This is a genomic window from Marinobacter salarius (genome assembly GCF_032922745.1).
GTDB lineage: Bacteria > Pseudomonadota > Gammaproteobacteria > Pseudomonadales > Oleiphilaceae > Marinobacter.
The window spans coordinates 1,487,434-1,510,587 of sequence record NZ_CP136693.1 but is presented as its reverse complement, the minus strand read 5'-3'; the positions used below and the strand labels follow the sequence as shown (position 1 = coordinate 1,510,587).

General features: G+C 58.1%; 19 protein-coding genes and 1 pseudogene. 9 read left to right on the top strand and 11 right to left on the bottom strand.

Annotation, left to right across the window (positions count from 1 at the left end; translation table 11 throughout):
- Positions 1 to 11: 11 nt before the first annotated feature.
- The 6 genes and pseudogenes from prmA to purD all read left to right on the top strand — a co-directional run bounded on the left by prmA (position 12) and on the right by purD (position 6,737).
- A complete protein-coding gene (gene prmA, locus R1T46_RS06910; protein ID WP_317307804.1) occupies positions 12 to 908 on the top strand; it encodes a 50S ribosomal protein L11 methyltransferase in 897 nt (298 codons plus the stop codon).
- Positions 909 to 970: 62 nt separating this feature from the next.
- Positions 971 to 2,224, top strand: coding sequence for a DUF3426 domain-containing protein (locus R1T46_RS06905; protein WP_317307803.1), 1,254 nt, complete (start codon positions 971 to 973; stop codon positions 2,222 to 2,224).
- Between the two features lie 219 nt (positions 2,225 to 2,443).
- A complete protein-coding gene (dusB, locus tag R1T46_RS06900; RefSeq protein WP_317308274.1) occupies positions 2,444 to 3,439 on the top strand; it encodes a tRNA dihydrouridine synthase DusB in 996 nt (331 codons plus the stop codon).
- Entirely contained in the window at positions 3,436 to 3,753 is a 318-nt protein-coding gene (gene fis, locus R1T46_RS06895) for a DNA-binding transcriptional regulator Fis (protein WP_317307802.1), read from the top strand. Before dusB ends, fis begins: the two co-directional genes overlap by 4 nt.
- An 85-nt stretch (positions 3,754 to 3,838) precedes the next feature.
- Positions 3,839 to 5,420, top strand: a pseudogene (gene purH, locus R1T46_RS06890) (bifunctional phosphoribosylaminoimidazolecarboxamide formyltransferase/IMP cyclohydrolase).
- 21 nt (positions 5,421 to 5,441) lie between these two features.
- Positions 5,442 to 6,737 (top strand): phosphoribosylamine--glycine ligase, encoded by a 1,296-nt coding sequence (purD, locus tag R1T46_RS06885; RefSeq protein ID WP_317307801.1) that lies wholly within the window; start codon positions 5,442 to 5,444, stop codon positions 6,735 to 6,737.
- A 157-nt stretch (positions 6,738 to 6,894) separates the two neighbouring features.
- On the opposite strand, the gene R1T46_RS06880 is transcribed toward purD, so the two are convergent.
- The 9 genes from R1T46_RS06880 to R1T46_RS06840 form a co-directional block, all read right to left on the bottom strand.
- Positions 6,895 to 8,055, bottom strand: coding sequence for a zinc-dependent alcohol dehydrogenase family protein (locus tag R1T46_RS06880; protein ID WP_317307800.1), 1,161 nt, complete (start codon positions 8,053 to 8,055; stop codon positions 6,895 to 6,897).
- A 33-nt stretch (positions 8,056 to 8,088) separates the two neighbouring features.
- Positions 8,089 to 8,763 (bottom strand): ATP-binding cassette domain-containing protein, encoded by a 675-nt coding sequence (locus R1T46_RS06875; RefSeq protein ID WP_317307799.1) that lies wholly within the window; start codon positions 8,761 to 8,763, stop codon positions 8,089 to 8,091.
- A 1-nt stretch (position 8,764) separates the two neighbouring features.
- Positions 8,765 to 9,538 carry an ABC transporter ATP-binding protein gene (locus tag R1T46_RS06870; RefSeq protein ID WP_317307798.1) on the bottom strand — a complete coding sequence of 258 codons (774 nt, stop codon included), beginning with the start codon at positions 9,536 to 9,538 and terminating at the stop codon, positions 8,765 to 8,767.
- On the bottom strand, positions 9,535 to 10,479 hold the full coding sequence (locus tag R1T46_RS06865; protein WP_317307797.1) for a branched-chain amino acid ABC transporter permease: 945 nt from the start codon (positions 10,477 to 10,479) through the stop codon (positions 9,535 to 9,537). Before R1T46_RS06865 ends, R1T46_RS06870 begins: the two co-directional genes overlap by 4 nt.
- Entirely contained in the window at positions 10,479 to 11,378 is a 900-nt protein-coding gene (locus tag R1T46_RS06860; RefSeq protein ID WP_317307796.1) for a branched-chain amino acid ABC transporter permease, read from the bottom strand. The genes R1T46_RS06865 and R1T46_RS06860 overlap by 1 nt, the downstream gene beginning before the upstream one ends.
- A gap of 63 nt (positions 11,379 to 11,441) precedes the next feature.
- Positions 11,442 to 12,761 carry an ABC transporter substrate-binding protein gene (locus R1T46_RS06855; RefSeq protein ID WP_317307795.1) on the bottom strand — a complete coding sequence of 440 codons (1,320 nt, stop codon included), beginning with the start codon at positions 12,759 to 12,761 and terminating at the stop codon, positions 11,442 to 11,444.
- Positions 12,762 to 12,848: 87 nt separating this feature from the next.
- Positions 12,849 to 14,216, bottom strand: coding sequence for an ABC transporter substrate-binding protein (locus tag R1T46_RS06850; RefSeq protein ID WP_317307794.1), 1,368 nt, complete (start codon positions 14,214 to 14,216; stop codon positions 12,849 to 12,851).
- Between the two features lie 211 nt (positions 14,217 to 14,427).
- The gene (locus R1T46_RS06845; RefSeq protein ID WP_317307793.1) at positions 14,428 to 15,798 is read right to left on the bottom strand and encodes a sigma-54 dependent transcriptional regulator; all 1,371 of its coding nucleotides are present in this window, start codon (positions 15,796 to 15,798) and stop codon (positions 14,428 to 14,430) included.
- Between the two features lie 12 nt (positions 15,799 to 15,810).
- Positions 15,811 to 17,514 (bottom strand): HAMP domain-containing sensor histidine kinase, encoded by a 1,704-nt coding sequence (locus tag R1T46_RS06840; protein ID WP_317307792.1) that lies wholly within the window; start codon positions 17,512 to 17,514, stop codon positions 15,811 to 15,813.
- 197 nt (positions 17,515 to 17,711) lie between these two features.
- Between R1T46_RS06840 and R1T46_RS06835 the strand changes: the two genes are divergently transcribed.
- The 3 genes from R1T46_RS06835 (at position 17,712) to R1T46_RS06825 (ending at position 20,957) form a co-directional block, all read left to right on the top strand.
- Entirely contained in the window at positions 17,712 to 18,653 is a 942-nt protein-coding gene (locus R1T46_RS06835; RefSeq protein ID WP_317307791.1) for an alpha/beta fold hydrolase, read from the top strand.
- 88 nt (positions 18,654 to 18,741) lie between these two features.
- Positions 18,742 to 20,316, top strand: coding sequence for a cation:proton antiporter family protein (locus tag R1T46_RS06830; protein WP_317307790.1), 1,575 nt, complete (start codon positions 18,742 to 18,744; stop codon positions 20,314 to 20,316).
- Positions 20,316 to 20,957: a methyltransferase domain-containing protein gene (locus tag R1T46_RS06825; protein ID WP_317307789.1), complete on the top strand. Its 642-nt coding sequence runs from the start codon at positions 20,316 to 20,318 to the stop codon at positions 20,955 to 20,957. Before R1T46_RS06830 ends, R1T46_RS06825 begins: the two co-directional genes overlap by 1 nt.
- On the opposite strand, the gene R1T46_RS06820 is transcribed toward R1T46_RS06825, so the two are convergent.
- Entirely contained in the window at positions 20,958 to 21,701 is a 744-nt protein-coding gene (locus R1T46_RS06820) for a putative 4-mercaptohistidine N1-methyltransferase (protein WP_317307788.1), read from the bottom strand.
- Between the two features lie 10 nt (positions 21,702 to 21,711).
- On the bottom strand, positions 21,712 to 23,088 hold the full coding sequence (gene senA, locus R1T46_RS06815; protein WP_317307787.1) for a selenoneine synthase SenA: 1,377 nt from the start codon (positions 23,086 to 23,088) through the stop codon (positions 21,712 to 21,714).
- Between the last annotated feature and the right edge of the window lie 66 nt (positions 23,089 to 23,154).

Below are 23,154 nucleotides of genomic sequence, written 5' to 3'. Positions count from 1 at the left end.
AGGACACCCACATGCCCTGGATACAACTACAGATCCCAGCTGATCCGGACAACGCGGACCAGCTTGAGGATCTGCTCATGGAGATGGGCGCTGAAGCCGTCTCCATGGAAGATGCCGCAGACCAGCCCCTGTACGAGCCCGACCCGGGTACAACACCACTCTGGCACCAGACCAGCGTCACTGGTCTGTTCGGGTCCGATCGTGATATCGAAGAGCTCTGCGCCTCCGTTAAGGATGCCTGGCACCAGCAGACACAACAGTCACTGCCCGACATCGACGTCACCCTGGTGGAAGACAAGGACTGGGAGCGCGAATGGATGGATGACTTCAAGCCGCTGCGCTTCGGTGACCGGCTATGGATCGTGCCCAGTTGGCACGACGCTCCAGATCCCCACGCCGCCAACCTGCTGCTGGATCCCGGCCTGGCCTTTGGCACCGGAACCCACCCCACCACGGCTCTGTGTCTGGAATGGCTTGATGGTAAGGACGTGACCTCACGGCAAGTGATCGACTATGGCTGCGGCTCCGGCATACTGGGTCTTGCGGCCCTATTACTGGATGCTGACCACGTTATCGGTGTCGATACAGATCCTCAGGCACTGGAAGCCAGCCGGGAAAATGCGCGCCGCAACGAGGTTGAAGAAGACCGGCTAGACCTGTTCCTGCCCGGGGATGAACCCGATACCATGGCGGACATCATGATGGCCAATATACTGGCCCAGCCATTAATCGGCCTGGCGCCCAGATTGGCAGCAAAGGTAAAACCGGGCGGCGACATTGTGTTATCCGGCATACTGTCCAACCAGGCCCGGGAGGTCATGGAAGCCTACGAGCCCTGGTTCATCATGGACGAGCCGGAACAACGCGAGGAGTGGATACGGCTCACAGGACGGCGCAACGACAGGTGACGAACTCTTCCGAACCAACTAAACTCCGTGACTCGTAGCGACGCCGCTTACAGGAAAGAAGCATGACCCAGAGCAGCCTGCAGACACGATGCCCAAAATGTGAAACCCGATTCCGGGTCACCGACGCACAGCTGAGCGTAGCCAGCGGCAAAGTGCGGTGCGGCAACTGCATGGCGGTGTTCAATGCCGTCGAACACCAAATGAATGAGAGCCCTTCAGGAAACGCCAGCGCGACGAGCGGCCCATTCGAATCGGAAAAGCAGGATGCACCGGCAGATCAGCGGTTCACATCAGATGACGACTTGATCTTTGCGGACAACCCGGAAGAAGACGCGGCCGAGGGGCCTTACGCTGGCACTCGGCTGACTTTCTCCGACGACGAACTGAGCGACAGCTTTCGCACCGTCGACGAGCGCAGCGGTGGCACGTTCGAGACAGACAGTGACGACGAAACCCACGAAAAAATCGATGAAAGCTGGGCTGAGGCAATGTTGTCCGAAGAAGACGACACCAAGCGTAAGGCCAAGCCCGCCCCTGTCGAACCCGAGCCGCCAGAAGAACCTGCGGAATTCGAACAGCCGGAATCAGAACCACCCGAGAACGAGCCATTTGAAGAACAGGCTTGGGATGAGCCCGAAACAACACCACGGGAACCCGAAGACCTGAGCCTGGAACCGGTGGACAACGCCGATGGTTTCTACGTCGATGACCCCCGATCGTCGTCCTTCGACTATGACGCCGGCCCGGTGACCGACAACGAACCTCTTGTCGCCGGCTCCCCCTACAGCAACCTGCGCAGGGAGCCAGTCTCCGTGGCAGGCAATGGCCGGGGGCGCGTGAGGACGACCCTATGGACGCTGATCATCCTCGCACTGATCGGCGTCCTGGTGGCGCAAGTCACCTGGTTCCAGTTCGACCGTCTGTCTTCCATACCGGAACTGCGCCCCTTCTATGAGCAGGGCTGCGAGATCGCCGGGTGCGAACTGAAACCGCTGATCAATGTGGATGCCATCCAGAGCCGCAAACTGGTGGTCCGGACCAACCCGGAAAACCGCAGCCAACTGGTGGTTGATGCCGTCATCATCAACCGGGCCGCTTTTGAACAGCCATTCCCCGCCATCGCCCTGACATTCTCCAACCTGAATGGTGATGTGGTCGCCCAGAGTGTGTTCACACCGGACGAGTACCTGGCGGGAGACGGCCGTGATCTTGAGGCGATGCCGACCGATACCCCGGTCAGGATCGTTATCAACATCCGCGATCCGGGAAAGGACGCCGTGAACTACAATATCGCCTTCCGCGCCTACCAGGAGTAAGCAAGTCCTCACTCGACAGAAAACCGGGGCGGCCACCGAATAGACTGAAAGTCAACCAGAAAGGACGAAAAATAATCAATTTTTTCATGGCTTCGCCCCTTCAATAGGATCTCTGCCAGCGGTATCATTACCGCCCTTCGGATCAGAATCGGTTACTTATTGAGCAGCCGTTCACTTCCGACGTTCGCTTAACCCGCTGTTACACGGATTCAGATCATGCTGCCAACGGCAAAAATCGGGCCGTATACCCTGCCCAATCCGTTGATTGTTGCACCTATGGCCGGTGTAACAGACCGTCCTTTTCGCCTGCTCTGCCGGCGAATGGGCGCTGGGCTGGCCGTATCCGAGATGGTCATTGCGGACAGCAAACTGTGGCATACGCGGAAGTCACAAACGCGCATGAACCATGAGGGTGAACCCGAGCCCCGCTCTGTACAGATCGCCGGCGGCGACCCTGAAATGCTGGCCACCGCCGCCAGGCTGAATGCCGAGTTCGGCGCCCAGATCATTGACATCAACATGGGGTGCCCGGCCAAGAAGGTGTGTAATAAGGCCGCCGGCTCAGCACTGATGAAAGATGAGGCGCTGGTGCGGGATATCCTGGAAGCGGTCGTGGCCGCCGTGGACATCCCGGTGACTCTGAAGATGCGCACGGGCTGGGACAGGGAACATCGGAATGCGCCACTGATTGCCCGCATGGCAGAAGACGCTGGCATCCAGGCCCTGGCCATTCATGGTCGTACCCGCGCCGATGCCTATAAGGGCGAGGCAGAATACGACACGATCGCCGACGTGAAGTCCCGAGTGAGTATTCCAGTATTTGCCAACGGCGACATAAGCTCGCCGGAACAGGCACAACATGTACTGAACTTCACCGGCGCTGACGGGCTGCTGATCGGCCGTGGAGCACAGGGGCGGCCCTGGATTTTCCGGGAAATCCTGCATTTCCTGGAAACCGGCAGGTACCTTGCGGAGCCGCCAGTGGATGAGGTGGAACAGGTATTGAGCGAACACCTGGACGCCCTGCACCGCTTTTACGGCGAGACCATGGGCGTGCGCATTGCCAGGAAACACGTGGGCTGGTACCTCCAGTCCCACGACGAAGACAAACAGTTCAGAAAACGCTTCAACGCCATTGACGATGCGATGGCGCAGAAAGACAGCATTCAACAGTACTTTGCAGGCTTACGAAATGGAGAGGTATTCGCAGCATGACCGCTGAGACTTTGGCTAAAGACAACCTGACAGCACCCGCCAACGATGACATTCATCAGTTGCAAACGGTGAACAGCAGCGGCAACACGGTTACCCTGCGCGACAGCGTGGAAGTTGCCCTTAAAAACTATTTTGCCCAACTTGATGGCGCCCCGGTGACTGAGGTCTACCAACTGGTGTTGTCAGAAGTAGAGGCCCCGCTGCTCGAACAGGTGATGAAGTACACCCGCAACAACCAGACCAAGGCATCGACCATGCTTGGCCTGAACCGCGGCACCCTGCGCAAGAAGCTCAAACAGTACGGTCTGCTATAATCCAGCTACCCGATTGAAACGAGGGCCTCCCGGACACCATTCGCGAGGCCTTCATTCGTTCATACCCAGCAGAAATAAGTGACTCATGGCAAATCAGGCTAATACCCCCGTCCGTCGCGCGCTGATCAGCGTGTCTGATAAAACCGGTATCGTTGAATTCGGCCGTGCACTGACCGATCGCGGCATCGAACTGCTTTCTACCGGTGGCACCTTTCGCCTCCTGCAGGAAAACCAGGTACCGGTCACCGAAGTCAGTGACTACACCGGCTTTCCGGAAATGATGGATGGCCGGGTCAAAACCCTGCACCCGAAAATCCACGGCGGTATCCTCGGGCGTCGCAGCACCGACGACGCGGTGATGGCAGAGCACAACATCAATCCCATCGACATGGTGATTGTAAACCTCTACCCATTTGAGGATGCCATCGCCAAACCGGACTGCGACCTCGACACCGCCATTGAGAACATCGACATTGGCGGCCCTACCATGGTTCGCGCGGCAGCCAAGAATCACAACGACGTGGCCATTGTGGTGAACGCCTCTGATTACAGCCGTGTTCTGAAAGAGTTGGAAGCCAACGACGGCGAGCTGAGCTACACCACACGCTTTGACCTGGCCGTGAAGGCCTTCGAGCACACCGCTGGCTATGACGGTGCTATCGCCAATTATCTCGGCGGTCGTACTGCCGACAACGATAATGCCGACTTCCCTCGCACCTTCAACACCCAGTTCCTGAAAGTTCAGGACATGCGCTACGGAGAGAATCCCCACCAGCGGGCAGCCTTCTACACCGAGCGCAATCCCAGGGAAGCCTGCATTGCTACTGCCAAGCAGCTCCAGGGCAAGGAACTGTCCTACAACAACGTCGCCGACACCGACGCTGCGCTGGAATGCGTCAAGCCCTTCGCTGATCCCGCCTGCGTGATCGTCAAGCACGCCAACCCCTGCGGTGTGGCCATCGGTGCCGATATCCTGCAGGCCTATGACCTGGCCTTCGCCACCGACCCCACCTCTGCGTTTGGCGGCATCATTGCCTTTAACCGAGAACTAGAACGCGGAAACCGCCAAGGCCATCATTGACCGCCAGTTCGTGGAAGTGATCATTGCCCCAACCATTGCGCCGGAGGCATTGGAACTGATTGCCGCCAAGAAAAATGTCCGCCTGCTGGCCAGCGGCGAATTTGATGGCGAGCGCGCCAAATCCATGGACTATAAGCGCGTCACCGGTGGCCTTCTGGTTCAGGACCGCGATCTGGGCATGGTGGCCATGGAAGACGTCAAGGTGGTCAGCGAGCGTGAACCATCCGAACAGGAGCTGAACGACCTGCTTTTCGCCTGGGAAGTGGCCAAGTACGTCAAGTCCAACGCCATTGTCTATGCCAAGGCGGGCCGCACCATCGGCGTGGGCGCAGGCCAGATGAGCCGCGTCTACAGCGCCAAGATTGCCGGCATCAAAGCCGCCGATGAAGGCCTCGAGGTAAAAGGCTCGGTGATGGCGTCCGATGCGTTCTTCCCCTTCCGGGATGGTATCGACGCCGCCGCAGCAGCCGGCATTACCGCCGTGATCCAGCCGGGCGGCTCCATGCGTGACCAGGAAGTGATCGACGCTGCCAACCAGCACGGCATTGCCATGGTGTTTACCGGCATGCGCCATTTCCGGCACTAATCCGACACACAGGAACCGATCATGAATATTCTTGTTATAGGCTCCGGCGGTCGCGAACACGCCCTCGCCTGGAAAGCCGCTCAATCACCGGACGCGGATCGGGTATTCGTTGCCCCCGGCAACGCCGGCACCGCCGGCGAGCCCGGCCTGGAAAACATCAACATCGACGTGATGGATCTCAACGGCCTGGCGGACTTTGCCGCGGCCAATAACGTGGGCCTGACCATTGTCGGCCCCGAGGCGCCGCTGGTTGATGGCATTGTAGACCTGTTCGAAGAGCGTGGTTTGCGGGTGTTCGGCCCCAGTGCCGGTGCCGCACAGCTGGAAGGCTCCAAGGCCTTCACCAAGGACTTTCTGGATCGCCAGAACATTCCCACCGCCGCCTACGCCAATTTCACCGACGTGGACCAGGCACTGGATTATGTACGCAAGCAGGGCGCACCCATCGTGGTGAAAGCCGATGGCCTGGCTGCGGGCAAAGGCGTGATTGTTGCCATGACGCTGAAGGAGGCGGAAGACGCCATCCGCGACATGCTGGCCGGTAACGCCTTTGGTGATGCAGGCAACCGCGTCGTGGTTGAGGAATTCCTGGATGGCGAAGAAGCCAGCTTTATCGTCATGGTAGATGGCGAGCACGTATTACCCATGGCGACCTCCCAGGACCATAAGCGTGTGGGCGACGGTGACACCGGTCCGAATACCGGTGGCATGGGGGCCTACTCCCCGGCTCCTGTGGTCACTCAGGATGTCCATAAGCGAATCATGGACGAAGTAATCTATCCCACCGTTCGCGGCATGGCGGCGGAAGGCCATCCCTACAAAGGTTTCCTGTACGCCGGTCTGATGATCGATGGCGAAGGCGTCCCCAAAGTCATCGAATTCAACTGCCGCTTTGGCGATCCGGAAACCCAGCCCATCATGCTGCGGATGAAATCGGATCTGGTGCAACTCTGCGATAATGCCATTGACGGCAAGCTTGACCAGTGCCCCTCAGACTGGGACGAACGCGCTTCCGTGGGCATCGTGCTGGCCGCAGGCGGCTATCCTGGCAGTTACAACAAGGGCGACGTCATATCCGGGCTACCGGAATCGGAAACCGAGGGCGAGAAGGTCTTCCACGCCGGTACCCGTTTGAACGGGGAGCAGGTGGCCACCAACGGTGGACGAGTGCTGTGCGCCACGGCCCTGGGCAATACTGTCACTGAGGCACAGAAGCGCGCCTACGAGGTGGCTTCGCGCATTTCATGGGACGGCGCCTTCTATCGCAAGGACATTGCGTATCGCGCCATTGCGCGAGAAAACGCCCATAAAAAATAAACCCGGATGGTCCTCCAAAAATCACTGACACCCCGCTTTTGGAGGGCTTTTGAAAACAGGTCTGCTCTGAATCCAATTGCCGTTGGAATCCGCTATTCCGTATAAGTTCCTACTTCGTCAGATTTACAGACATACCATGCCTCCGGACACAAACTGGTCAGAGAATTGATTGGCGCTCCTTCACAACGGAGTCAAACAACACGACCTGCCGAACGGCCTTGCCGGAAGCAAGCCTCTCAAACCCTTCGTTGATCTCATCCAGCGTCAGAGTGTCACTGAGCAATTTGTCCACCGGCAGTTTGCCTTGACGGAATAGGGCAACATAGCGGGCAACGTCGCGCACCGGCACACAGCTGCCGACATAACTCCCTTTGAGGGTGCGTTCCTCCGCCACCAGGCTGACCTGCTGGATAGCCACTTTCTTTTCAGGATTAGCCAGGCCACCGGTAACCGTGGTTCCGCCACGGCGAGTGATCTGGTAGGCAAATTCCAGGGCCTTTTCGGAACCGGCCATTTCAATGGCGCAGTCGACACCGCCACTAGTGAGCGCCTTGACCCTGTCGATACAGTCTTCTTCGCGGGAGTTGAAAGCGTGGGTTGCCCCCAGCTCACTGGCCAGCGCCAGCTTGTTGTCATCCAGATCAATGGCAATCACCGCGCCAGCACCAGCAACCAAGGCTCCCAAAACACTGTTCAGGCCGACACCACCAAGACCGATCACCGCGACGGTCTGGCCTGCCTTGATATCGGCTGAGTTGATAGCAGCGCCCACGCCCGTCAGCACAGCGCAACCAAACAACGCGGCGTGGTGCAGGGGCAAATCCGGGTCGATCTTGACCAGCGAATCCCGGGAAACAACCGCGTGGTCGGCAAAGGCGGACACTCCCAGATGATGGTTCACTGGGGTACCGTCGGCACGGTGCAGCCGGTGCTCACCACTGACCAAAGTGCCGACGTTATTGGTTTTCGCCGCAGGCTCACACAGCGCCGGGCGCCCTTCCGCACAGGGCACGCAGTGACCGCAACTGGGCACGAACACTGCCACCACATGGTCGCCCACTTTCAGGTCACGAACACCCTTGCCGACCGCCTTTACGATGCCGGCCGCTTCGTGGCCGAGAGCCATGGGCACAGGACGGGGGCGATTACCATCAATCACGGAAAGATCGGAATGGCAAAGACCAGCGGCCTTGATCTGGATCAGCACCTCATTGTCACTGGGAGGGGCCAGTTCCAGTTCCTCAATCACCAGGGGCCTAGTGTCCTGGTATGGCCGCCCCACCCCGATAGCTTGCAAAACTGCTGCGCGAACTTTCATAGAAAATTCCCTCAATCGGCTGTTATTCTTTGGTCAAGCTGGCGATGCAGACGGATCCTTTCGACCGGCGGATACGGATCCGCGTTCAATGCGCCATGTCGTGTCCACCATATCCGCGGAATGGCTGTCATCGGATTCCGCAATCAGCACCGTCAGGCCTTCGGCCCGCAGATCGGCAATGACCTCTGACAAACGCCGCGCCAATACCGGTGCGACCCCTTCGAACGGTTCATCCAACAGAATCAGTTCCCTGCCCGGAATCAACGCCCGACCTAACGCCACCAGCTTCTGCTGGCCGCCGGACAGCTGCAGTGCCTTGCGTTCACCAAAGTCGGCAATTTCGGGCATCAGCGAATACACCCACTTCAGTCGTTCCTCACCATCCTTGATGTTATTCGTCCAGGCCGGCATGAGCATGTTCTCGGACACCGTCAGCTCCGGTATTAGCCTCCGGTCCTCCGGCATGTAACTGATGCGAAGACTGGCGCGGCGATGGGCTGGCAGTTTGCTGATGTCCTCACCCTTGAAGACGATAGACCCTACTGTCGAGGGTAATAGGCCCATAATGGCGCGGATCAGCGTGGTCTTGCCGGCGCCATTATGGCCAATCAGGCCGGCCATCTGGCCCTGCGGGACGCTCAGGTTGACCTCATGGAGGATGCCGATGCCCTCAATGGAAACGTCAAGATTGGCAATTTCAAGGCTCATGTCAGGCGTCTCCTACGGTATTGGGCTTCTTCCGTTTGCCGGTCACCAGTTCCTGGACTGTTTCATCTGCCAGCACCTCGTCTACTGGACCATCCTTGATCACAATACCGCTGGCGAAGGCCAATACACGTGTCACGTAGCGCTGTACGATTTCCATGTCATGTTCGACAAACAGTACCGTCAAGCCGCGTTGGCGAACCGCCTCCATCACGGTGTCCATCAGGGTGTATTTTTCTTCCATGCTGACACCGCTGGTGGGCTCATCCAGCAGCAGCATTCGCGGACTTCCTAACATGGCAATGGCAATATCCAGCAGTTTGCGTGCGCCCTGGGGCATGGCAGTCACCATTTCATCGCGGTATTGGGCGATGTTCATCTGGTCCAGAATCTCCTCAGCCGCCTGTAGGCGTTTCGATGTGCGCACCGGCCGGATCATCTGGAATTGTTGTTGGTCAGCCGCCGCCAGAGCAACGGCCAGGTTGTCGATAACCGGAAGCTCCAGAAACAGCTGTGGAATCTGGAATGACCGGGTCAATCCCTTTCTCATCAACTTGCGGGGCCCCAGCCCCTTAATGGCCTTACCCGCAAATGCAATGGTGCCGTCGGACGGAGGTAGGTAACCGGTCACCATATTGATGAAGGTGGTCTTGCCGGCGCCGTTTGAACCAATAACCCCGACGATCTCACCTTCGGTAATGGTTACATTGATATCTTCAGCAGCAGTCACCGCGCCAAAATAACGGGACAGCCCAGTGGTTTTCAGAATCTCGGTCATGAAGCCACCCCTTTCTTGCTGGAAAACAGGCTCCAGATTCCTTTGGGCAGAAACAGGATGATCATCAACAGCACGATACCCAGAATCATTTGCCAGGCATTGGGCGCCAGTTCAATGGCATAGGTTCTGACCAGCGTGAAGATCAGGGCGGCGATAAAAGGAGCCGCAACATGCCCGGTGCCCCCGAGGAGGGCAATGAACACGAACTCGCCGGAGATGGTCCAGTAGGCCATGGTCGGATCCACATGCCCCGCAGCTAATGCGGTCATTGATCCGCCCACGGAGCCGACGGCCGCAGCAATCACGTAGTTAATGTAGAGCACCTGCTTGCGCGATACCCCCATGTACTCTACTCGGACTTCATTCTCCCGGATGGCCTCACAGGCGAGACCCAGGCTGGACCGGAAATAACGATTGAGGAACAACGCAATCGCCAGCGCCAGCCCAATCGCCAGCAGCAAGGCGGTCCTGGCACTGCTGTCACCCGAGCCAGGCGTGAAGCCAAGAATGGTCCAGTCCACCACGCCGAAACCGTCCGTGCTTCCCAGTCCGTGACTTTTCACCAGAATCCCGTAAAGAATCATCGAAAAGGCCAGGGACAGCATAGCGAAGAATATTTCCCGATAGCGCGTGACAAGCAGCCCGAGAATCATGGCGACGCCAACCGTCACCGCGATGCCCAGGACAACCATCAGCAAGGCATCCGTCAGACCCAGGTAACGACCACCCAGGCCAACGGAGTAACCGCCAAGGCAATAAAACAACCCCTGACCAAACGACACCAGCCCCGCTCGCATAAGCATGACAACACCCATAACCACCAGGGCGGTTGAAATGGCCAGAGTACTAGTGAACACAAGCCAATTCGGCACCACCAGCGACAACAGGGCAATGGCGACAGCGGCTCCAATCAGGGAGATTTCGGTTCTTTCCAACGTCATCAGATTTTCCTCGCAGTCACCTGACCAAACAGGCCATGGGGTCGGAAGATCAACACTGTCGCCATCACCGCGTATATGATGAACAGCTCCAGCTCAGGCATGGTGTGAATCGATGTCGCCCGCGCCAGGCCGACAATGACAGCGCCCACCGCTGCGCCGGTAATGCTGCCCAGGCCGCCGGTCACCACAACCGCAAAGGCCAGAACAATCACCTCGATCCCGATCCCAGGTACCACGGAGATGATCGGAGCCGTAATGCCACCGGCGATGGCGCCCAGAGTCGCCCCGATCATGAAGGTGATGGTGAACATGCGGCGTACGTTAACGCCCATGGCTTCGGACACTTCCCGGTCGTGGATTATAGAACGCAGGACCTTGCCGACCTTCGTGCGCTCCAACCAGAACCACAACCCCACGCCAATCACCACGGATACCGCCAGTACCATCAGGTCATAACCTGACACGGTCAGTACATCAATGTTGATACGGCCCATGGCCGCGTATGGTTGGTAAACAAAATAGGGCGTTGTTCCCCAGATCAACTTCATGACGTCTTCAAGAATCAGCAGGACGGCGAAGGTAACAATCAGCATCAGGATCTCATCGCGGCCATACATCAGCCTCAACAGACCTCGTTCAATCGCCAGCCCGGTCAGCGCCCCGATCAGTACCGCAGAAACCGCGATGATGGCAAAGGCCAGGATCAACTGGTCCCCACCGCCGGCGTAATACCAGCCCAACGCAGACGCGGAGGCATAGGCACCAAGGGCATAAAGGCTACCGTGAGCCATGTTCAGAATTCTCATGACGCCATATATGACCGTCAGGCCTGCAGCTACCAGAAACAACCAAGACGCGTAGATGAAACCGTCAATCAATATCGCCCAGACCGTTAACATCAGTGTGCTCTCCCGTTATCGGACCACCGGCAACCTTCCGGCTGCCGGTGGTTGTTCAATGAATCAGTTACAGTCGGCTCCCGGGAAGCCTTCCTTAATCCATTGCTGGGCGTTGTACCCATCCGGTGCAGACACACACTCGCCCGGATAGGACCGGACATTGCGCAGTTCAGCCTTGCCATTTTCGTAACGGTATTCACCATAAAGCATGGGCTGTAAGGCCTGATGACCACCGGCCAGGGCCATGCGAACAGTACCACTCACGGAATCAAACTCAGCACCTTTCAGCGCCTGTGCCAGCTGTTCCGGACTGGGGACACCGTCAACGCCGGAATTATCGGCGGCGAATTTCAACGCCAGGAGGGCCTGGGCTGCCTTGGATGCAGGGTAGCTTGGTGGGGTGCCGTGCTCAGCTTCATAGGTTTTGGCGAACCATTCACTGAGGTCGTTTTCCGGCATAAAACCACCGAAAGGACCGCGACCACCCAGAATCGTGCCATTGGGTGCCTGTCCGTCAAAACGATGCAGGCCGGATTCCCCGGTAGTCAGAATTGCCGTTGCTTGCTCCAGCAGACCGCGAGCATTCGCCTGAGCAGTGAAGGACTCCATATCCCCGCCCCACATGGAGGAGTGGACAATATCCGGACGCTGGGTCTGAAGCGCTGAAATCTCGGTGCTGTAACTGCCCTGAAAGATCTGCGGCGTCTGATTATTCACGATGTTGGCTTCCGGCATCAGCTGCTCCATGGCCAGGGTGAAATCCTGCCATGAATCCTGGCCCCAGGCGTAGTTCTGCTGAATACCGGCAATGCGCACGGCATCCGGACGCGTTTCGGCCAGGTAACGGGCAGCCCCCACGTTATCCGCAACTGCGTCAAGGCCGGTACGGAACATGTACTGAGGATCCTCCAACTCCTGGAACAGGCGTGAGGTGCCGCAGTCGAAGGCGATGGTGAACATCTTCATTTCTTCGGCCACCGGGCCAATCGCCAGACAGTCGCCCGACGAGATGTAACCGATCACCGCGTCGACGTCCTGGCGCTGAACCAGGTTCCGATACTCTTCAACCTGCTTGGTCGGGCCACCGGCCTCATCGACAACCACGGACTCCAGCGTCAGGCCATTGACGCCCTTTGTGTTATAGGGGGCTGGCAGGCTGCCTTCATTGATGGCCTTGATGACGATCTCCGCACCCTGGGCGGCAGGGACCCCGAACGGCCCCGAGGCACCACCAGACAGGAAGGTCACAAACCCGACCTTGAAGGTATCCTCGGCACTGGCGGTAGCCGCCATACCCATCACACCAACCGAGGCCATGGCCACGGAGGTAACCGTGCCCAGAAGCATCTTTCGCCCGACGGGACGTTGATTGGACTTTTTCATTGTGTGCTCCTTCATTGTTGTTGTACGTCGTACTTCAGGTTGTGTTTTTGTTTTACCTTCTCTGGCTTTGACGGCTATCGCTCAGGATCAGCCGCCGGATTTACCGCGTCGCTTTTTCACCAAAGCGGGGGACGGTTTCAGGGATTCAGCGTCATAAACCACCCAGTTACCCAGCATGACCCGGGCAGGTGGATATTGATCGTTGGCCACCGGGGTCCCGATAGCCTGAGCCTGAACAATCTGGTGGGTGTCCGGATCGATATAGGACACGTAACCCTCCGGATCTTTGGGCAAGGGAATCTCAAGTCCTTCCAAAGCCTCAATCATGGCGTCAGTATCGGTAACATCACCGGCCATGCGAATTGCACGAGCGATGGTCAACATGCCGGCGTAGGCCCCTTGGGCGGAATAGCTCGGATATCGACCGGAGAGTTTATGAAAGCGGTTTACAAACTGCCGGTTGCGCTCTGTTGGAGGCCAGTTAACGTGATGACGGGCAGAGAGAATCAACCCTTCCGGTGGATCATCCTCCAGGCTGACCAGGGTTTCGTAATCACCGCCGGCATCGAAACTGGCCACACGCATGCGGCTGAACAACTGTGTGGTGCGCGCCTGCTCCAGAAAGGCAATGAAATCACCGCCCCAGAGGGAAACCACCAGCACATCCGGGGGCGACTCCAGTAATGCCTGTATATAAAGTGAGTAGTCGGGCTCGTAAAGTTTGGGCCAGTAAGTACCAGTTTCCTCAAACTGGACATCGTTCTGCTCCAGGGCTTGCCGGAGGTCACGCCAGGCAACCCGGCCATATTCATAGTCCGGCCCCAGGAATGCCAGTTTCTGCCACCCAGTTTTGTCCTGCAGTTCTTTGAGATAGCGAGCACCGGCGGCGTGTGAATACCAGGTGTCACTCGACACCCGGAAATAATAGCGATGACCTTCTTCAAGGGAAGCCCGGGAAGACGCATGATCGGTTCCCACCATAATGGTCTTGCGCCGCTTTGCCAGCCGACTGACCGCCATACCCACACCAGAGCTGACCATGCCACAGAGGATATTGGCGTTATCCTGTTCAATAAAATCTTCAGCCATGCGCACGGCGAAGGAGGCTTTGGATCGGGAATCGTCCACAATGACCCTCAGACGAGGTGCATCGGGATCGGAAGAGAGTTCCTCAAGGGCAAGCTGGATAGCGACAATGCTGTCTCGACCGAAGCTGGAGGAACGGCCAGTCATCGGGTACATACAGGCGACGGTTGCGTTGGCACCGGTATGATCAGCCCCCAGCTCTACCCGCCCCACCGTCGGAGCCGATGGTTGGGCAGGCATATCGGCAAGAGCCCCACTACCGGCCAGCAGACCAATCACCGCTATCCGGAGTCGCCATCGTCGACATGGCCAGAAACGGGACTTTATGGACGGTACTGTCTGATCCGGGCGGGTAGTCAGTCCCGACAAGTCAGCCTCCCGCGCCGGTCGTATCCGGCGTGTGGTTTTGGATTATTGTTGTAAACCAGTTATCCAGATAGGTAGCAAAAGTAGGGCCAATGCACCGAAACGGGGCTGGAGCCTGGCCTGACAGGCCTCGACGATCATGGTGCGGATAAAATAAGGAAGTGTGAGCGGAATTCGCTCACTGAGGTCGATCAGAGTGAGCGGATTTCGCCCATCACCCTAGCCCCAATCGCTGCAAACGACGTTTGAATGCGTGCCGGGATAGCCCCAGATGTTCAGCAGCTTTCCCTTTGCGACCGCCGGTTTTCTTCAGAGCGTTCAGTAACAGCTGGCGCTCAGTGTCCTGCAAATGCCGATCAAGGGAAGCATCGCCGGACTCCTGATCGACAGATGGGGTTGGGTTGTGGGTGGCAAAAAACTCCGCAGGCAGTTGATGGAGACGAATCAGCTGACCCGGATAGAGAATGGTCAGCCGTTCCACCAGGTTACGCAGCTCCCGCACGTTGCCCGGCCAGCTGTAGGAAGTTAAGCAGGCCAGCGTTTCCGGCAGAATAGTGATAGGTCGGCAGCCCTCTTCCCCAGCCTGGGATTCGATGAACATGTCCAGTAGCTCGCGAACATCATCGCCCCGGTCCCGCAGTGGTGGAATCGTCAGCTCGATGACATTCAGTCGGAAATACAGATCCTCCCGGAAGTGCCCGTTGCGGACCTCCGCTTCCAGCGACCGATTGGTCGCGGCAATAACCCGGGCATCTGCGGTAGCACTGGCACCACCACCCATCGGGCGATAGTCACCATTTTCCAGGAAATGCAGGAATTTGGCCTGCAGGGTGAGGGGCAGCTCACCAATTTCATCCAGAAACAAGGTACCGTCGTGCGCCAGAGCCACCAAACCAGCCCGCTTCTGGTGAGCGCCTGTATAGGCCCCTTTCTCAGCTCCGAAGAGTTCCGCCTCGATCAGTTGCTCAGGCAGCGCCGCGCAGTTTATCTCCACGAAGGCGCCGGAGGAACGGCTACTCTGTTCGTGAATGGCTCGGGCCACCAGAGCCTTACCCGTGCCGGACTCCCCCAACAACAGAATTCTGCCAGCGCTACTTGCCGATACCCGTTGCACCTTCTGCCAGAGCGCCCGCATGGTGTCGCTGTCACCCATCAAACCGGAGGATGAAGCCGCCCTGTTGCGATGGTAGGCCAGTTCATCCCGCAACCGGGTCCGTTCAGTCACCGAATCAATCAGGTGAAGCAGTTCATCCAGAGCGAAGGGCTTGGTCAGGTAATCCGTAGCGCCGGCTTTTACCGCCTGCACAGCTGCCCGCGTATCACCGTGGGCCGAAATCATCACCACCGGCAGTTCCGGATACAGACGGGCCGTTTCATTCAGGACATCCATGCCACTCATGCCTGGTAACCGCAGGTCCAGCAACACCAGGTCGGGCAATTCCCGCTCAAGGGTTGCCAGAGCATCTTCACCTGTATGGGCGCAGCTGGCGCTATAACCGGCTTCCTGAAGCGCAAAGGTCAAAGACCGCACGAAACTCTTTTCATCATCAACGATCAGGATGTTCAGGCGCATAATGGCTTTCACGAACTCTCTTTATTATTGGTCTGTTATCAGGTTACCACTCTTTCCAGCGGGCAAGGTGACAGATACCGTTGTTCCCTGCCCGGGCAGACTGCGAAGATGCATCTCGCCGCCATTCAGTTCAACAAGCTGACGGGTGATACTCAGGCCGAGCCCCGTGCCGTCGGAACGAGTGGTAAAGAAAGGCTCTGTCACGCGGTTAAGGGTATCTTCGGACATGCCACAACCGTTATCGGCGATCTCCACCGTCAGGCAGCTACTACTACGATAGGCCCGGAGGTGCACCATCCCTCCAGGCTTGCATGCCTGAACCGCATTGGCCACAAGATTGACGAGGCATTGAATGACCTGGTCCGGACTGGCATGGATCGTCAAGCTGGAATCGCCAGTGGCACTGACCGTTACCTGGCGACTGTCTGCCAGCCCAGAGGTCAGCACCGAAGCGTGGCGGAAAATTCTGCGGATATCCACCTGTTGGGGTTCGCCCGGCACCGGGCGGCCATAATCCAGCAAGTCTCCAACCACACGATTAAGCCGATCGATTTCATCCTCGACGGAAACCAGCAGCTCCCTGCGCTGTTTGTCTGGCTCATGCTTCTCCAATGCCTGAACCGTCAATTTGATCGTGGCCAACGGGTTCCGCACTTCATGGGCCACGCCCGTCGCAAACTCCCCGAGCACGGCCATTTTTTCTGCCTGTACAGTGCGCGCGATCATTTCCTGCAGGCGGTCTGCCATCGCGTTGAAGGCGTGCGCCAAAACGTCAATCTCGTCCTTATCGTTCCTCGGAGCCTGCAAGCGAAAATGCAGATCACCTGAAGCAAAGGCCTCCGCCCCCTCCGTCAACCGGGCCACACGGCGGCGCAGGCTCCGGGCAAGTGCCCAAAACAGAATAACCGTTCCCAGCACCAACACGCCGGCCAAGGCGTATAGTCCCAGCTGGGCGGTGCGCAGCGGACTCAGGATCTCGCCGGCAGCGACCACATAATCTATACGCCATCCGGGCAACACTTCCGGGCCGCTACGAAGGTCATTGGGTACCGTTGTCTGAAGGTTACCCGTGGCATCCAGTAGCTCACCAGTCGGCGTGCGCAAGAACGGTTGCAACACTCCAGCCAGGTTTTCTGTTCGCATCAGTTCTGTCAGCGATGCCAGCCGCACATGCAGGCCAACTGCACCCTGCACGGCCTGCTCTGTCCCGGCTCGCAGCGGCTGGCGGATGAGCAGCCACGCCGGGCCGCCGTTATCCGGTAGCGATGGACCAATGATTTCACTGATTCCAAAATCAATGACCGGTAGCCCCGCCAGAGACCAGCCTTCACGGCTCCAGTAAGGACTTCCGGAAGCCGCCTGACCCGGAACCACTTCCAACAGGTTGTTGCCACTGTCAAAAAACAGGATGCCATAAAGATCCGGCGAGTCAGCCTCTACCCGCACCAACTCTTTGACACCCTCGGGAACCGCCTCGCTGAATGTCAGATATAAAGGCATGGAAGGGTGGGTAGACAACGTTTCCAGTTGATAAACCCGATTTTCAATGAAATTGGTCAGTCGGTTAGCGTTACCGACTACCTGGGCTTCAAGACGCTCACCGGCGAGCCGTTCGTTTACTGAGTCCGACACTGCGGTATAGAGCGCACTGAGCACCGCGACAGAGCCAATCATCAGGGCCAGGGAAATAAACGAATAACGGCCAACCAGACTGAATCTGGGCTTCATGGCAACCTCATAACGATTGTTACTGGAAAACGGTAATTAGAGTAGATGCTTTGATAGATTTCACAAACACCTACCTCGATCCCCAGTCCGAATGCGGTAATCCCTCGACCCGATCCTTGACCGGGTCTTTTTTTGGGGTAGTGTAAGCGTTTATGTAAACGGACGTTTGAATCTTTTCCGCAAGGAGCCTTCCCTGGATGAACGCCAGACCCATTGCTATCGTGATCGCGTTGCTGATCGGCACTCTGATGATCAGTGCCTGTTCCCGCCAGGCCCTGTATGACAACGCCATTGGCTGGGAACGCTCCAGTGCCGGGCTGGAAGAATCCAGTGTCACCGTTGGTGAGATGACCATTGCCTACCTGAGCAATGCAGAGCCGGTGGACGGTGACACGATTGTGCTCGTCCATGGCTTTGGCGCCAACAAGGACAACTGGACCCGGCTGGCGCGGGAGTTGACGGACGAGTTCAACGTCTATGCCATCGACCTGCCCGGCCATGGTGACAGCAGCAAGGAGCTGGACCTGGGATATCGATTCGAGGACCAGGTCGAGCACCTGTCGAGGATTCTTGATGCTCTGGGCATCCAGAGGGCACACATGATGGGCAACTCCATGGGTGGCGCCATCACCGCTCTCTACGCAGCAACCTACCCGGACCAGATCCGCACCGCCATCCTCTTTGATCCTGCAGGTATTTTCGAGTACGACAGCGAACTGGTCAGCCTGGTCATGGACGGTAACAATCCGCTGATTCCCTCCCAGGAGGGCGACTTTAAGCGCCTGGTTGATTTTGCGCTGGAAAAGAAACCCTTCGTGCCCTGGCCCATTTACGATGTCATGGAAGAGAAGGCCATTGCCAACCTCCGCGTCAACGAAGTGATTTTCGATGCCATCCGGGATACCGGTTACGAGGATGACTTCCGCAATGCCATCACCCGCATCCAGGCACCGGTTCTGGTGGTCTGGGGCATGGAAGACCGGGTGATCAATTATCGCAACGCTGATGTGTTCGTCGAGCGAATCCCCGATGCCCGCAAGGTGCTTCTGGAAGGCGTCGGCCACGCCCCCATGGTCGAAGTGCCGGAAGAGTCCGCACGCTTGTTCCGCGAGTTTCTCCCAACCACCAACGCGTCGTAACTCACACGACAAGTCAGTTTTGACTACACGGCCCGACGGAAACACGGTAGCCTTGCCAGAGCCTCGTTTCTAAACCGTGAAGTGACCCATGCCCGAAGCACTATGGATATCCTTTGCCTTTGTCCTTGGCCTGATGGTCAAAGCGGTTGGTCTGCCGCCTTTGGTAGGATACCTGGCAGCGGGATTCTTGCTGAGCGGTCTCTCCGCCGCCACCGGCCTCGCCATTGAAGCCACCGATGTTCTTGAGCACATCGCCCACCTGGGTGTCCTGTTGCTGCTGTTTACCGTTGGCCTGAAGCTGAAGCTGCGCTCCATCATCAGCCCTGAAGTGATCGGCGGCAGTCTGCTTCATTTTGGCATCACCTGCGCGGTGTTTACCCCCGGCCTCTACCTGCTGATGGAGCTCACGTGGCAGACCGCATTCCTGCTCGCCATCGCTCTTTCCTTTTCCAGTACCGTGCTGGCCGCCAAGGTGCTGGAAACCAAGCGTGAATTGAGGGCCTTCCATGGGCGCGTCGCCATCGGAATCCTGATCATGCAGGATCTGATCGCCCTCGTGGTGATGAGCCTGGCCGCTGGCCAGACGCCCTCCCAGTGGGCGTTTATCATCTTTGGCCTGCCCCTGCTAAGACCACTGCTGTTCAAACTTCTGGACGCCAGTGGTCACGATGAGTTGCTGGTTCTGCTCGGTCTCCTGCTGGCCCTGGTACTTGGCGGGCTCGGCTTTGAAGCAGTTGGGCTAAGTTCGGAGCTTGGTGCCCTGGTGTTGGGTGCCATGCTGGCCAATCATCCTCGCGCCCAGGAGCTGACCAAATCGCTTTGGAGCGTAAAGGAAATGTTCCTGGTGGGCTTTTTCCTGCAGATTGGCATCGGCGGCCTGCCCGATGGTGAGGCATTGCTATTTGCAGCCGTAGCGCTGCTGGTAGTGCCCCTCAAAGGGGTGCTGTTTTTCTTCCTGTTGTTGGCCTTCCGCCTGCGCTCGCGCAGCAGTTTCCTGAGTGCCCTGTCACTGACCAATTACAGTGAGTTTGGCCTTATCGTGGCCAGCGTTGCCCTGCCGGAGTGGTTGGTGCCGCTGGCCATCACCGTAGCGCTGTCCTTCGTGGTGTCCGCCCCCGTGAACCGGCTTTCCCACGCGGTCTATGAGCGCTTCAGTGCTCGGCTGGCTCGTTTCGAAAGCCAGCGGCGCCACCCCGACGAGCAACCCATCTCCCTGGGTAACACCAGATTACTCGTGATGGGTATGGGCCGTACCGGCTCAGCCGCCTATGACCAGCTTGCTCATGAGGAGCCACTGATCAAGGCGCTTGACTCCGATCCGGCAAAGGTGGAAAAACACCAGAGGGAAGGACGCAATGTGGTCTTTGGTGACGCGGAGGACATCTCTTTCTGGCAAGGGCTGCACATGCCGGCGGTTGAAGCCGTCATCCTTGCAATGGGCGACATCGAAGGCAAACTGATCGCCGCCAGAAACCTTCGGAAAAAGGGGTTCACCGGTTATATCGTGGCGCATACCCTGTACGCCGACGAAGCAGAACGAATTCGCGAAGCCGGTGCGGACGAGGCTTACCTGACCATGAGTGAAACCGGCGTCGCGCTGGCAAGCCAGGTGTTGCAGCGCAACCACCAGGGACCATCACCGACAGAGAACGCTAAAGCCTGATGCACGAACTCAAGGTTCCGGAAAACGGCATGATGACCCAGATGACCTCCCTCCACGAGGAGCGTCTGGATTTCGTATTGCGTACCCTGAAGTCGACCGGGGCAAGGCGTGTACTCGACCTGGGTTGTGGTTCCGGCTCCCTGCTCTACCGCATGCTTGCCGACCCACAGTTCGAGAGTATAACCGGCCTTGAGGATTCCGGCGTGTCTCTACAGCAGGCCCGTGCCGTGCTCGCTGAATACCTGCGCGAAGAGAACGCCAGAATCCGACTGATCCGGGGCTCCTACGCCGAGAGCAACCCGGCCCTGACCGGCTACGATGCGGCCGCCATGGTGGAAACCATTGAACATGTCCGGCCCGAGCAGCTGTCGAGGGTGGAACGCGCGGTGTTCGGGGAATACCGGCCAGGGTATCTGTTCATGACCACGCCAAATCGGGAGTACAACCCCCTGTTCGACCTGGCGCCGGGTGAATTCCGCGAGGAAGACCACAAATTCGAGTGGGACAGACCCAAGTTCCAGCGCTGGGCCCGTGGCGTGGCCGAGCGCAATGGCTATGACGTGCGATTTGGAGGTATTGGAGACTACGTGCCCGACGTTGGGCACCCTACCCAGACGGCATTTTTTACCCGTCGGGACTGATCACCGGGTTCGACGCCAGGCGCTGAGCTCCGCAATGGTGTGCTGAAATTTACGTCGGGTTTCCCGAATGACAAACGGCACATCCCTGGGCGACTGTATCTCTTCAAAATGGTGCGAGAGTATTTCTTTCATACCTTGATAGACCGTATAGGGCTGGCCATTGCGTTCGTATCCGCCAATCCAGTTGGCAATTGGGGTGAATTCATCCATCAAGGTATAGGGCGAGCTGATCACCAGGGTGCCACCCAGAGCCAGGCGTCGATGGATGCTTTCCAGAAAGGCGCCCGGATCCTGAAGGCGGTCGATCAGATTGCCGGCGAAGACCAGGTCATAATCCACATGTTCCGGCCCCAGGTTGCTGGCGTCGCCGGTGGAAAATGATACTTTTTCAGTCGCCCGGTCGAGCCCCAGGGCAGTCAGGCTCACCGTTACGCGCTCGCCAAGCTCCCCTTCGTCGCGGCGAAAATAATCAATCTCGCCGGTTTTCTGAAGGGTGGTGGCCGCGTCGATGAACCGGCGGGAAAGGTCCACCCCCACCACACCATCAAAGACCCGGCCTAGCTCAAAGGCCGTGCGGCCAACCGCACACCCCAGGTCCAACGCTCGCCGTTTATCCCGGCCCGCCACCAATTCCTGGCAGATACCGGCGCAGCGGGCGGGATAATTTCCTACCCCAAAGTGGCTTTCACCAAAATGAAACCCCAGGTACTGCCCGAGTAGTTCGTCGGTTTCATAGACATTCATATCAAGATCCTCAGCGTGTACCAGAAGCCGAATCCGACAGCGCACAGGTGCGAAACCCGGTGTACACGTCGTTGCGAAGGGGCAGATAGGCTTGCCTGTAAGTGCCCCGGATCAGGCATGAGGATGTCGCACACCCACCACCCCGGGTCACCTTGTGATCACCGAACTGCAAGGTAGACATAAAGGGGTACATATCGACCCTGAATCCGTCGTAGGGAAGAAACTGACTGCTGGTCCATTCCCAGACGCTACCGATCATCTGGCGACAGCCGGAGCGGCTATCACCCGCAGGATAATCCCACACCGGCTGCTGCGCCATGTGGGTGGCGTCGAGATCCGCATGGTCGGGTGCTGGGCGTTCATTCCCCCAGGGAAAACGACGAAAATCCTCGCCACTCCGGTTACCGAGTGCCGCAGCCTCCCACTCCACTTCTGTTGGCAAGCGGCGGCCGGCCCACTGGCAATAGGCCTCGGCCTCCCAATAGCTGACGTGGACGACAGGCGCATCCAGATTCAGGGCCTGCCAGCGGTCAAACACACGCTCCTGCCATTCGCCCTCGTGCCAGCACCAGTAAAGCGGGTGCCTGGGCTCCCGCAACATTGGCTGGGAACTGCCATGCACCAGGGCAATATCGGTCGCGGTACTCAACCACTTGCGCCCTCCGAAAGACCAGAGTTCCGGTCGCCGGTAGCCATCATCCTCAACGAACGCCAGAAACTCCCGGTTGGAGACGAGGGTGCGGGAGATGGCAAAGGGCTCCACCGGGGCTTCGAAACGCGGCTTTTCCCCATCAAAGGCAAAGTCTGTGGTGGCGTAACAGGCAGACTCGCCCGGCATTCCGATCTGGTAGCGGCCGCCGGGGATGGGTGCATCGCCGGGCAGAGGCTCCGCACGTTTTGGCAAGGCGCCAACAAAGCCAGGGGGTGCCGGCAGGGCAACCGTCTGCCGACACCACGTCATCGACTCGATGTGCATGTGCTGGTGATAAATGGCGTAACGATAGAGGTACAGGGCCTCATCGGTCAGTGGTTGCTGTGCGATGCGCGACGCAACGCGATCATAGATGACGTTGAAATACTGAAGGGTTTTCTCACGACCGGGGAAGAGCTTGCGACTCCAGCGGTCTCCATGGTCGATGTGAAACGAATCCCAGAGGTCATCCATGGACGGATCGTAGCTCGGGGTACCATCCAGAAGGTTAAAAACGAACACTTCGTAGAAAAAGCTCGCGTGTCCCATTTCCCAAAGTGGCGGGTTCACACCCGGGTGGTAGGGCACCTCAAGCTGTTCATCACTGAGGGAGTCAACCAGTTCAAAGGTCCGGTGGCAGGTCGCCTCCAACTCGGCCAGCAACTCTGTTTTTTGCGCCTGTTCGCTCTGCGTCATGTCGGCTCCGTCGATTACCCGTTTCTCGTCTTCAGCATAACAGAGAGCTCGGTACAGGGAACGCTC

Bases quoted from the DNA above. Each gene is read 5' to 3' on its own strand.
- prmA (WP_317307804.1), top strand. From the start codon at position 12: ATGCCCTGGATACAACTACAGATCCCAGCTGATCCGGACAACGCGGAC.
- R1T46_RS06905 (WP_317307803.1), top strand. From the start codon at position 971: ATGACCCAGAGCAGCCTGCAGACACGATGCCCAAAATGTGAAACCCGA.
- fis (WP_317307802.1), top strand. From the start codon at position 3,436: ATGACCGCTGAGACTTTGGCTAAAGACAACCTGACAGCACCCGCCAAC.
- purD (WP_317307801.1), top strand. From the start codon at position 5,442: ATGAATATTCTTGTTATAGGCTCCGGCGGTCGCGAACACGCCCTCGCC.
- R1T46_RS06880 (WP_317307800.1), bottom strand. From the start codon at position 8,055: ATGAAAGTTCGCGCAGCAGTTTTGCAAGCTATCGGGGTGGGGCGGCCA.
- R1T46_RS06875 (WP_317307799.1), bottom strand. From the start codon at position 8,763: ATGAGCCTTGAAATTGCCAATCTTGACGTTTCCATTGAGGGCATCGGC.
- R1T46_RS06870 (WP_317307798.1), bottom strand. From the start codon at position 9,538: ATGACCGAGATTCTGAAAACCACTGGGCTGTCCCGTTATTTTGGCGCG.
- R1T46_RS06865 (WP_317307797.1), bottom strand. From the start codon at position 10,479: ATGACGTTGGAAAGAACCGAAATCTCCCTGATTGGAGCCGCTGTCGCC.
- R1T46_RS06860 (WP_317307796.1), bottom strand. From the start codon at position 11,378: ATGTTAACGGTCTGGGCGATATTGATTGACGGTTTCATCTACGCGTCT.
- R1T46_RS06855 (WP_317307795.1), bottom strand. From the start codon at position 12,761: ATGAAAAAGTCCAATCAACGTCCCGTCGGGCGAAAGATGCTTCTGGGC.
- R1T46_RS06840 (WP_317307792.1), bottom strand. From the start codon at position 17,514: ATGAAGCCCAGATTCAGTCTGGTTGGCCGTTATTCGTTTATTTCCCTG.
- R1T46_RS06835 (WP_317307791.1), top strand. From the start codon at position 17,712: ATGAACGCCAGACCCATTGCTATCGTGATCGCGTTGCTGATCGGCACT.
- R1T46_RS06830 (WP_317307790.1), top strand. From the start codon at position 18,742: ATGCCCGAAGCACTATGGATATCCTTTGCCTTTGTCCTTGGCCTGATG.
- R1T46_RS06825 (WP_317307789.1), top strand. From the start codon at position 20,316: ATGCACGAACTCAAGGTTCCGGAAAACGGCATGATGACCCAGATGACC.
- R1T46_RS06820 (WP_317307788.1), bottom strand. From the start codon at position 21,701: ATGAATGTCTATGAAACCGACGAACTACTCGGGCAGTACCTGGGGTTT.
- senA (WP_317307787.1), bottom strand. From the start codon at position 23,088: ATGACGCAGAGCGAACAGGCGCAAAAAACAGAGTTGCTGGCCGAGTTG.